The sequence below is a fragment of the Nocardia sp. NPDC060220 genome (assembly GCF_042727815.1).
Taxonomy (GTDB): domain Bacteria; phylum Actinomycetota; class Actinomycetes; order Mycobacteriales; family Mycobacteriaceae; genus Nocardia.
In genome coordinates this window covers 1-9,819 of record NZ_JBHWZY010000182.1, presented here as the reverse complement: position 1 = coordinate 9,819, position 9,819 = coordinate 1, and the positions used below count along the sequence as shown (strand labels likewise).

At 68.6% G+C, this 9,819-nt stretch carries 11 protein-coding genes; 6 read left to right on the top strand and 5 right to left on the bottom strand.

The window, feature by feature from the left end; genetic code table 11:
* Positions 1-135: 135 nt before the first annotated feature.
* Entirely contained in the window at positions 136-345 is a 210-nt protein-coding gene (locus ACFWF3_RS12250; RefSeq protein WP_056814442.1) for a BldC family transcriptional regulator, read from the bottom strand.
* 162 nt (positions 346-507) lie between these two features.
* Between ACFWF3_RS12250 and ACFWF3_RS12245 the strand changes: the two genes are divergently transcribed.
* From ACFWF3_RS12245 to ACFWF3_RS12225, 5 genes are all read left to right on the top strand, one after another.
* Entirely contained in the window at positions 508-834 is a 327-nt protein-coding gene (locus tag ACFWF3_RS12245) for a DUF4229 domain-containing protein (protein WP_378991009.1), read from the top strand.
* Entirely contained in the window at positions 831-1,916 is a 1,086-nt protein-coding gene (locus ACFWF3_RS12240) for a PLP-dependent cysteine synthase family protein (RefSeq protein ID WP_378634202.1), read from the top strand. Before ACFWF3_RS12245 ends, ACFWF3_RS12240 begins: the two co-directional genes overlap by 4 nt.
* A gap of 92 nt (positions 1,917-2,008) precedes the next feature.
* On the top strand, positions 2,009-2,230 hold the full coding sequence (locus ACFWF3_RS12235; RefSeq protein ID WP_019049431.1) for a hypothetical protein: 222 nt from the start codon (positions 2,009-2,011) through the stop codon (positions 2,228-2,230).
* Complete coding sequence (locus tag ACFWF3_RS12230) at positions 2,230-2,805, top strand: Clp protease N-terminal domain-containing protein (RefSeq protein WP_379313719.1); 576 nt, start codon at positions 2,230-2,232, stop codon at positions 2,803-2,805. Before ACFWF3_RS12235 ends, ACFWF3_RS12230 begins: the two co-directional genes overlap by 1 nt.
* 63 nt (positions 2,806-2,868) lie before the next feature.
* Positions 2,869-3,264, top strand: coding sequence for a phage holin family protein (locus tag ACFWF3_RS12225; protein WP_378991002.1), 396 nt, complete (start codon positions 2,869-2,871; stop codon positions 3,262-3,264).
* Here ACFWF3_RS12225 and ACFWF3_RS12220 read toward each other — a convergent pair.
* Both ACFWF3_RS12220 and ACFWF3_RS12215 read right to left on the bottom strand, forming a co-directional pair.
* Positions 3,261-4,133, bottom strand: a complete 873-nt coding sequence (locus tag ACFWF3_RS12220) for a 1,4-dihydroxy-2-naphthoate polyprenyltransferase (protein ID WP_379313717.1) — start codon at positions 4,131-4,133, stop codon at positions 3,261-3,263. The genes ACFWF3_RS12225 and ACFWF3_RS12220 overlap by 4 nt on opposite strands.
* A 79-nt stretch (positions 4,134-4,212) precedes the next feature.
* A complete protein-coding gene (locus ACFWF3_RS12215; RefSeq protein ID WP_378634211.1) occupies positions 4,213-4,677 on the bottom strand; it encodes an SRPBCC family protein in 465 nt (154 codons plus the stop codon).
* 114 nt (positions 4,678-4,791) lie between these two features.
* Between ACFWF3_RS12215 and ACFWF3_RS12210 the strand changes: the two genes are divergently transcribed.
* On the top strand, positions 4,792-8,382 hold the full coding sequence (locus ACFWF3_RS12210) for a BTAD domain-containing putative transcriptional regulator (protein WP_379313715.1): 3,591 nt from the start codon (positions 4,792-4,794) through the stop codon (positions 8,380-8,382).
* Positions 8,383-8,436: 54 nt separating this feature from the next.
* On the opposite strand, the gene ACFWF3_RS12205 is transcribed toward ACFWF3_RS12210, so the two are convergent.
* Together ACFWF3_RS12205 and ACFWF3_RS12200 are read right to left on the bottom strand one after the other, a co-directional pair.
* Positions 8,437-9,261 carry an ABC transporter permease gene (locus ACFWF3_RS12205; protein ID WP_379313714.1) on the bottom strand — a complete coding sequence of 275 codons (825 nt, stop codon included), beginning with the start codon at positions 9,259-9,261 and terminating at the stop codon, positions 8,437-8,439.
* Positions 9,258-9,819, bottom strand: a 562-nt coding sequence (locus ACFWF3_RS12200) for an AAA family ATPase (protein ID WP_379313713.1), incomplete at its 5' end; no start/stop codon positions are given. The genes ACFWF3_RS12205 and ACFWF3_RS12200, both read right to left, overlap by 4 nt.

Sequence of the window (9,819 nt, the reverse complement as noted above, 5' to 3'; positions counted from 1 at the left end):
GAGTGCCAATAGGTACGTCACGTCGCTCACCTCCTGCTATCGAGGGTAGCCGTGTCCGCGCCGTGTGCACATCCGCAACGGGAGGGAAATTTTTGGCGAACGCGAGCCCGCGGTGGGCTCGCGTCGGCCGGTGAGTCAGCGGGGTGCTGCCTCGGTGGTCAGTGATCTGAGCAACTGCAGGACCTCGGACTCGCGGAAACGGCGATGTCCGCCCGGTGTACGCAGTGAGCCGAGTCTGCCCGCATGGGCCCACCGGGTGACGGTCTTGGGATCTACGTGGAACATGGCGGCCACTTGGCCTGGTGTCAGCAGAGTGTCCTGAAGGCCGACGGTGATCGCAGTCATAGCTAACCTCTCCGTTCTCGACAGTTCCCTCATCAGTGGCGTCATCGTCGCACTGCGACCCCCATGTAGTCGAACCACCTACTGTTGGTAAAGGGGAAGTAATAGACAAAAGCCGCGAACGGGGCCGCATCGGCGAGATTCGCGCCGGGCTACGCTGTAGTCGTGAGTGAAGCAACAGGTCAGCAGGGTCCTGGCGCAGGGAAGCGGCTGGTCCGCAATCTCGCGCTCTACACGCTGGCTCGTCTCGGGCTGGTCGTGGTGATCGCCGCGTTGATCGTAGGCGTGGCCAAGCTGATCGGTGTCGACGTGCCGGTCATCGTCGCGGCGCTGTTCGCGCTGATCGTCGCGATGCCGCTGTCGCTGACGTTGTTCAAGAAGCTGCGGGTGAAGGTGAACGAGGATATCGCCGTGGTCGACGCGCGCCGCCGCCAGGACAAGGCGCAGCTGCGGGCCCGCTTGCGGGGTGACGACGACGGCGCCTCGGCGTGAAATACCTCGATCGCAGCGCCCCGCGTGACTGGGTCGACAATGCCGTCCGGCTGATCGACGCCGACACGCAGCGCTCCGCCGACACCCACCTGCTGCGGTATCCGCTGCCCGCCGACTGGCCGGTGCAGCTCTACCTCAAGGACGAGTCGACCCACATCACCGGCAGTCTCAAGCACCGGCTGGCACGGTCGCTGTTCCTGTACGCGATCTGCAACGGCTGGGTCACCGAGGGCACGACGGTGGTCGAGGCGTCGTCGGGTTCGACGGCGGTGAGCGAGGCATACTTCGCGAAGCTGCTCGGTCTGGACTTCGTCGCGGTGATGCCCGCGAGCACGTCGCCGCAGAAGGTCGCGCTCATCGAAGCGCAGGGTGGCCGATGTCATTTCGTCGATCGACCACCGGACATGTACACCGAGGCCAAGCGTCTCGCCGCCGAATCCGGCGGGCATTTCATGGATCAGTTCACCCATGCCGAGCGGGCCACCGACTGGCGTGGCAACAACAACATCGCCGAGTCCATCTTCGAACAGCTGGCGCTGGAGAAGCACCCGGTGCCGGAGTGGATCGTGGTCGGTGCGGGTACCGGCGGCACCAGCGCGACGATCGGGCGCTACATCCGGTATCGCAGGCACGCGACGCGGCTGGCCGTGGTGGACCCGGAGCATTCGGCGTTCTACGGCGGCTACGAGACGGGCGACGCGGGCTATGAGACCGGAATGCCGTCGCGCATCGAGGGGATCGGCCGTCCTCGGGTGGAGCCGTCGTTCGTGGGCCAGGTGGTCGATCGGATGATCGTGGTTCCCGACGCGGCCTCGATCGCCACCGCCCGTCATGCGAGCGCCGCACTGGGCCGTCGCGTCGGCGGTTCGACCGGCACGAACCTGTGGGGCGCCTTCCACCTCGTCGCCGAGCTGGTCGCGGCGGGTCGCAGCGGAAGCGTGGTCACGCTGCTGTGTGACGGCGGCGACCGGTACGCGGGCACCTACTTCGACGACGACTGGGTGGCCGCCCAGAACATGGATCTGACCGGCCCGACCGAGATTCTCACGGAATTCGCCACCACCGGCCGCTGGAACGGCTGACAACCTCCGCCATACCCTTTCCGGGTCTGTTCGCGCTCAGCGATGTCAATTTTTGTTGACAAACGCGGCTGTCGTCAAGCAAAATTGACGTCATGACCGATGCAACAACCCTCGCCTCAGCGGCAGGCAACCCCGACCCCGCCGTCGGGCTGCGCGCGGTGCTCGCCCTGCGCAGGCTGGCCGACCGGCTCGAAACCATCCAGGTCGCCAATGCCAGAGCCAACGGCTGGTCGTGGCAGGCCATCGCCGAGGCGCTCGAGGTGAGTAAGCAAGCGGTCCATCAGAAACACAACCGGAAAGGTGGAACCCGCTGATGTTCGAAAAATTCAGCCGCGAGGCCAGAGTCGCGGTGGTCGGTGCCCAGGACGACGCCAAGGAGCTGGGCGCGAAGAGGATCGGGCCGGAGCATGTGCTGCTCGGCACCCTGTCGAACGCCGAACCGGACCTGCGCGCGGTGCTCGACGCGCGCGGCATCACCGCCGGCGGTGTGCGCGCCGCCCTCGCCGCCCGCACGAGCGAGCCGCCGCTGGGCGCCGATGACGCGCAGGCCCTGCGCTCGATCGGCATCGACCTGGATGCTGTGCAGGCCAGCATCGCCGACAACTTCGGCTCGCAGGCCTGGGAACAGGCCGAACCAGAGGCCAAACGCGGCATGTTCGGCCGACTGCTCGGCTCCGGGCACATCCCGTTCACCAGCACGGCCAAGAAGTCGCTCGAACTCGCGCTGCGCGAGGCGATCCACCGCAAGGATCGGGAGATCTCCTCGACCTACCTGCTGCTCGGCATCCTGCGCGGGGCCGACCCGGCCACCACCGACCTGCTCGGCGGCCGCGACGCGGTGTCCGGCCTACGCGCCGATCTCTACGCGATGCTCGACCGCGCCGCGTGAATTCCACATCGGGTGTGTGTCAGACCCGCCGCAATGTCCGTTTCCCGGCCTAGCATTGCGTGCATGCAACTAGCAATCCGGTTGGTCATCAACGCCATAGCCATCTGGGCTGCGGCCGCGTGGATCGACAAGATCGATATCTACGTGCCGCCCGAGTGGTCAGCGGAGTGGGGTAACTGGGGCAAGGCCCTGGTCCTGCTCATCGTCGCGCTCGTGTTCACGGCGGTCAATGCCGTGATCAAGCCGATCGTGCAACTCCTGTCGTTGCCGTTCGTGATCCTCACGCTCGGCCTGTTCCTGCTGGTGGTGAACGCGGGGATGCTGTGGCTCACCGCCAAGATCACCGAGCTCACCGACTACGGCCTTCGCGTCGACGGTTTCTGGGCGGCGTTGTGGGGTGGCTTGATCATCACGCTGGTCAACTGGGTGCTCGGCATTCTGGTGCCCGACGGCGACTAGCCCGCGAGCCCGACGGCCAGCGCGCTCAGCGCCGACCAAGCCAGCAGGGCAAGCCCCGAATCGCGGAGGGCGGGAATCAGTTCCAGCCCGCCCTTACCGGTGCGCACAGGGGCGTTGGCCCGGATCGCCAGCGGCAACGCGAGCAGTCCGGCCAGCGCCCATGGCGTGCGTGCGATCAGCGCGAGGCTGACCACGAACGGTGCCGCGAGCAACACCAGGTGCAGGGTGCGGGTGCGCGCATCGCCGAGTTTCACCGCGAGCGTGACCTTGCCCGACTCGGTGTCGGTCGGGATGTCACGCAGGTTGTTGGCCACCAGCACCGCGCTGGAGAACGCGCCGACGCCGATCGCGAGCAGCAGGCCGACCCAGTCGACCCGCAGCGCCTGCACGTACTGGGTGCCGAGCACCGCGATCAGCCCGAAGAACACGAATACGGCGATCTCGCCGAAACCGCTGTAGCCATACGGCTTGCTGCCGCCGGTGTAGAACCACGCGCCCGCCAGGCACAGCGCGCCGATCAGTACCAGCCACCACGCGGTGGTCACGGCCAGCACGAGGCCGGCGACCGCGCCGATCGCGAGGCTGAGCACCGCGGCGGTGCGAACAGCTGTGGGGGAGGCCAGTTTCGAGCCGACCAGGCGCAGTGGGCCGACCCGCACGTCGTCGGTGCCGCGAATGCCGTCGGAGTAGTCGTTGGCGTAGTTCACCCCGACGATCAGCGCCAGCGAAACCAGCAGCGCCAGAATTGCTTTCCACCAGACGGCCCCGTCGATGGATGCGGCAGCGCCGGTGCCCGCGAGTACCGGCGCGATCGCGTTGGGCAGCGTCCGTGGTCGGGCGCCCTCGATCCATTCCGCTGCTGTAGCCATGGATCGAAGCCTAATCCGACACGGACGCTCCCCGCTCCTGGAGCCCCTCGCGCACGGCCGGAGGGCGCCTGATCGCGGGTCAGGCCGGGGTGGACTCGGCGACCGTCTTGAGCCGGGCCAGTCCCTTGTCGAAGTCCTTGCCGATGAGGTTGTCGATCGGGAACACCTTGCCGAGCACGCCCATCAGCCCGGAGTGGGTGCCGGTCATCTGCCAGGTCACCTCGGTGCCACCGGCAACCGGAGCGAGCGTGAAGGTGACGAAATTGGTGGCTTTGAACGGTTTCTCGAAGGTGAGCTCCACGCCGATCTCGCGTTCGGCGTCGGCCTTGATCTCCATCACGCCCGCACCGGCTTTGCGGTTGCCCCGCCAGGCGTAGCGGGCGCCGACGCCGGCTTCCGGGCCGGTGTAGGTACGGGCGAGCTGCGGATCGGCGTCTTCCCATGGCGACCACAGCCGCCACTGGCGGAAGTTGTCGATCAGTGCGTGGATCCGTGCCGGTTCAGCGGCGATGACGGTGCGCCGCGACACCTCGAAGTTGCCCATGTGCGTGAGCCTAAAGCGAGGTGGGGACAAAATCGCGGGACACAACGTCGGCGGTGTCGCGCTGGGGCGCGAACCGGGAACCCGTCGCCGCCCTCGCCTACGATGACATCCGGCATGTCTGTACAGCATCGCGGCCCCGAGGGGTCGCCCTCCGAGGCACTCTCCCGCGTTGTCGTGGGGGTGCTCGGCGTGATCGCGATCCGCCGCGACGACGCCGTGATCGCGCTACCCGGCGCCCGCGCCCGGCTGCTGCTGGCCGCCCTCGCAGTGCATCCAGGGCGGGCTCGGAGCGCCCAAACGCTGATCGACGAGGTGTGGGGCGAACAACCACCCCGCGCACCGATGAACGCGCTGCACACGCAGGTCTCGCGCCTGCGGGCGATGCTGCCCGACGGCGCACTGGAGATCGGCCCGGCCGGTTACCGGCTGAGATTGCCCGCCGACAGCGTCGACCTCACCGCGGTCGCCGCGCTCGCCCGCCGAGCCGATGAACACCTGGCTGAGGGAAACGTCGCCGACAGCCTCGCCGCGATCGCACTGGCCCGGACCCTGTGGCGCGGTGAACCGGGCGCCGATCTCCCCGATTCCGCCCCGGCCGCCGACCTGCGCACAGCCGCCGCCGACCTGGGCCGCCGCCTCGATCACATCGAACTCACCGCCCACCTCACGCACGGCGATGTGGCCGACGCCATTCCCCTCGCCCGCGCCGCGGTCGTAGCCAACCCGCTGGACGAATCCGCCCACGCGACCCTGATCCGTGTCCTCGCCGCCGCAGGCCGGCCGAGCGAAGCCCTCGAGGTCTTCGCTGGCTACCGCCTACGCTTGATCGAAGAACTGGGCGCCGACCCGGGCCCCACCCTCCTCGCCCTCAACACCGCCGTCCTCCGCGGAGAACCGATCGAGCTGCCCGGACGCGCACCACAACACCGCGTCCAGTCGGGTCCGAGTGCCGCGACGACCAGCGGCCGATCCGCCGGCGCAGGGTCGTCGGTCGGCGTCAACGGCGACCGGCCCGGCCGATCGGGCAGCGACGCCGGGAGCTCCGACGGTGGGGGAGCCGGTCCCGGGGTCGCAGACGGGGTGGGGACCGGTCAGCGCGGCCGGCCGGTCGGCGCCACCGGAAACGACTCCGGTGAGACCGCCGATTCCCAGTCCGCGGCCGGCGCTGGAGATACCGCGGCCACCGACCGGCGCGGCCCGGGCAGCCCCACACCGCGCACCGCCGTCGGACTACGCGCAGCGCCCAACGAACTACTCGGTCGCACAGTGGATCTCGACGCGATCACTGACCTGGCACGGCGCTCCCGAGTGACGACCGTCCTCGGACCAGGCGGCACCGGCAAGACCAGGGTCGCCAACGCGGTGGGTGAACGCATGGCCGGTTCGGTGCCGGTGGTACTCGTCGAATTGGCCTCGGTGCAGCCCGAATCGGAGGCCGGACCGCAATCGCGCAAAGACATCGAGGTCGCCATCGGGCAGGTGATCGGCCTGGGTGAGATGCGGGAGACGGGTGCCATCCGGGCGGGCGTGCACGTGGACGTGAGCACCCGTCTGCGTGAGGCGCTCGCGGCGCGGCCGATGGTGCTGATCCTGGACAATTGCGAGCACGTGATCGATGCCGCGGCTGAGGTGGTCGCCGATCTCGTCGGCAGTTGCGCCCAGTTGACCGTGCTCACCACCAGTCGTTCACCGCTGTCGATCACCGCCGAATCCGTCTATCCCCTAGCTCCTTTGGCGATCGACGCGGCCGGTTCGCCTGCCACGGACCTGTTCTCGGCTCGCGCCAGGGCGGTACGCCCCGATGTCCGCCTCGACCCCGACACCGTGGCCCGGCTGTGCCGCACCCTCGACGGTCTCCCGCTGGCGATCGAGCTCGCCGCCGCACGGGTGCGCACGATGAGCGTCGCCGAGATCGAGACCAGGCTCGACCATCGTTTCGCCCTGTTGCGCAGCGGTGATCGGTCCGCGCCGCACCGGCATCGCACGCTGCACGCGGTGATCGCCTGGAGCTGGAACCTCCTCGACCCCGATCAGCAGGTGACCCTGCGCAGGCTGAGCCGTTTCCCGGCCGGGTTCACCGCGGCCGCGGCCGAGGTGGTCGCGGCGGGCCCGGATGTGGCCGTCGCGGTGGACGGGCTGGTCGCCCAGTCCCTGCTCACCGTCCTGGACGACCCAGACGGCGCGGGCATCCGCTATCGCATGCTCGAAACGGTCCGTGAGTTCGGCGCCGAACAGATCGCCACCGTCGACGCGGTGACCGATGGCGCCGAATCCGCGCTCGTGCTCGACAGGATGTTCTGCTGGGCCAGGGAATTCGCGCTGGGGTCGTTCCGCGGCTACCGCGGCGGCGGTCAGGTGAGGTCCGTGCTCGCGGTGTCGGCCGACCTGGACAACCTGGTCGCCGTGCTGCGCTCCGCTGTCGATCGCGCCGACGCGCCGACCGCGTACTCGGTCTTCCCGGTGGTCGCGATGGTCTGGGTGATGCGTGGCGCGCACCTGGAATTCACCGGGTGGGCAATGCGATTGGTCGCTCTCGCGCCGCCGCCACCGTCCTCCGCCGAGGACGCCGACCTGCAGATGATCGCGCATCTGCTGACCTGCCTGCACATGCTGTTCCTCAAGGACGGCGGCACCCGCGCGACGGCGATCGTGCGCACCCGTGCGCGGCGGCTGCTGACCAACCCTGTTCTCGATCCGGGCCTGTACTTCCTCGGTACGGTGATCACCTTGCGGCCCGAGCCGTTCCGGTTGGGCAGGTTGTTCGCCCGGGGCGCGCGTTCACACCATCAGCAAGTCCGGGTCGCCGCGCTGGTGGCGCGAGCCAACTTCTGGGAGAACGGCGGCAACGTCGCGGGCTCGACCCGCGACTCTTTCCGCACCCTCGACGACATGGATCCGGCGGAGGTGTGGGGGACGGCGACGGTGTGCCAGCACCTGGCCCAGCTGTCCGGCCAGTCCGCGAACTATGACGACGCAGTGAAGTATTACCGCCGCACGCTGGAGCTGATGGGCGAGCTCCGAGTGCACGAGGAGATCATGGAGAGTCGCTGTTACCTGGCCGCCGCTTTGGTCGGCGGCGGGCACCTCGAGCAGGCGCGTGCCGAACTCGACTTCATCGTGCGACCGAACGATTCCGGTGTCAGCCCCGTTGACGACCCCATGGTTCGCCGTAACCACCGGCTGGCGAACGCCGCTACCGCGCTCGCCGAACTCGAACTCGCCGAGGGCGATGTCGACGCCGGGCTCCGCCATTACCGCCGCGGGCTCGAGCTACTCGGGTGGCCCGATTTCGAACCGACGCCGGGCCCCGGTTCGCTGATGGTAGCGGCGGCCACCCTGAGTGCCCATGTGCTCCACGGCCGGGCATCCGCTGCCGCGGGTCTGGCGACCGAGCTGATCGAGACCGCCGATCAGCGGTTGGCGCAGTACATCGACCTACCGCAGATCGGGGCGGTCGCGTGCGGGCTCGGGTCCTACTTGCTCACCACCGACTCCGGGCGCGCCGACGGTCTCGAACTGCTCACCCTCGCAAGGACATCGGTGGCCAGGCAGGACGGCCCCTCGATGGAGTTGGCCGCCCACATCGCCCTGCACCGGGGTGTCGTCGGCGATGCCGCGATGGACGCGGCCCTGCATCGCGCGGCGGGTACGCGTCGTCTCGAGGCCGCGAAGCGCATCGTCGAGATCATCGCCGGACTGCACTGACACGACAACGGCATCCGACCCACTGGATCGGATGCCGTTGCGGAGGAGCGGTGTTCAGGCGCGGCGCATGTAGGCCCGCACCGCCAGTGGCGCGAAGATCGCGATCACCACGAGTGATCCGACCAGCGACCAGACGAGGTCGGTGCCGTAACTGTTGGTGTTCATCAGCTCTCGGCAGGTGTTGACCATGTAGTACACGGGGTTGACGTGGTTGAGACCCTGCATCCAGCCCGGCATGGTGCTCACCGGGGCGAAGGCGCCCGACATGAACGTCAGCGGGAACATCACCATCATCGAGATGCCCTGCACCGACGCGGCGCTCTTGCCGGTGACGCCGACCAGCGCCCAGATCCAGCTGACCGCGAACGAGCACACCACGACCACCAGGCAGGCCGCGACCACCCCGACCAGACCGCCGCCGGGCCGGTAGCCCAGGCAGAGCCCGACCAGCACGGTCAGCGTCGAGGCGATGGCGTAGCGCACCATGTCGGCCAGTAGCGCGCCGGACAGTGCCGAGACCCGGGCGATGGGCAGGGATTTGAAGCGGTCGAACACGCCCTTGTCCATGTCCTCACGCAACTGCGTGCCGGTGACCACCGAGGTCAGCACCACGGTTTGCACGAGGATGCCCGGGATGAGCACCGGCAGATAGCCGGACACGCTGCCCGAGATCGCGCCGCCGAAGATGTAGGTGAACAGCGCCGTGAACAGGATCGGCTGCACCGTCACGTCGAAGAGCTGTTCGGGATTGTGTTTGATCTTGAGCAGGCCGCGATAGGCCATCGTGAACGAGGTGGAGATCGTGTCGCGCAGGCTGATTCGGTCGCTGGCCTGGGGAATGTCGTCGATGGTTGTGGGAGCGGTGAGAACTGCGGTCATGCCGCGCTCCGTTCGGTGTCGTCGGATTCGTCGGCCGGGTGGCCGGTGATGGTGAGGAAGACTTCGTCCAGCGTCGGCTTGCTGACGGTGATCTCCTCGACCCCGATCTCCCAGTCGCGCAACCGGATCAGCAGGTCGGCGGTGAGATTCGGGTCGGGCAGCGGTGCGGTGAGCCTGCCCGCCTCGGGGCTGATCTGCGCGCTCACGTCGAGGAAGTCGCCGACGATGCGGCGGGCCTCGTCGAGCTGCTCGGGATCGACCAGGGTCAGGTGGACCGACGCGCCGCCGATGGAGGCCTTGAGCTCGTCGGCGGTGCCGTCGGCGATCACCTTGCCGCGGTCGATCACCGCGATCCGGTCGGCCAGCTGGTCGGCCTCGTCGAGGTACTGGGTGGTGAGCAGCACCGTCGCGCCCTCGCGGACCAGCCTGCGGATGGTGTCCCACATCTGCGCGCGGGTGCGGGGATCGAGGCCGGTGGTCGGCTCGTCGAGGAACAGCAGCGGCGGGGTGGAGATGAGGCTGGCAGCGAGGTCGAGGCGCCTGCGCATACCGCCGGAG

Coding starts and splice junctions, on each gene's coding strand:
- ACFWF3_RS12235 (WP_019049431.1), top strand. CDS start 2,009: ATGACCGATGCAACAACCCTCGCCTCAGCGGCAGGCAACCCCGACCCC.
- ACFWF3_RS12250 (WP_056814442.1), bottom strand. CDS start 345: ATGACTGCGATCACCGTCGGCCTTCAGGACACTCTGCTGACACCAGGC.
- ACFWF3_RS12215 (WP_378634211.1), bottom strand. CDS start 4,677: ATGGGCAACTTCGAGGTGTCGCGGCGCACCGTCATCGCCGCTGAACCG.
- ACFWF3_RS12225 (WP_378991002.1), top strand. CDS start 2,869: ATGCAACTAGCAATCCGGTTGGTCATCAACGCCATAGCCATCTGGGCT.
- ACFWF3_RS12205 (WP_379313714.1), bottom strand. CDS start 9,261: ATGACCGCAGTTCTCACCGCTCCCACAACCATCGACGACATTCCCCAG.
- ACFWF3_RS12220 (WP_379313717.1), bottom strand. CDS start 4,133: ATGGCTACAGCAGCGGAATGGATCGAGGGCGCCCGACCACGGACGCTG.
- ACFWF3_RS12210 (WP_379313715.1), top strand. CDS start 4,792: ATGTCTGTACAGCATCGCGGCCCCGAGGGGTCGCCCTCCGAGGCACTC.
- ACFWF3_RS12230 (WP_379313719.1), top strand. CDS start 2,230: ATGTTCGAAAAATTCAGCCGCGAGGCCAGAGTCGCGGTGGTCGGTGCC.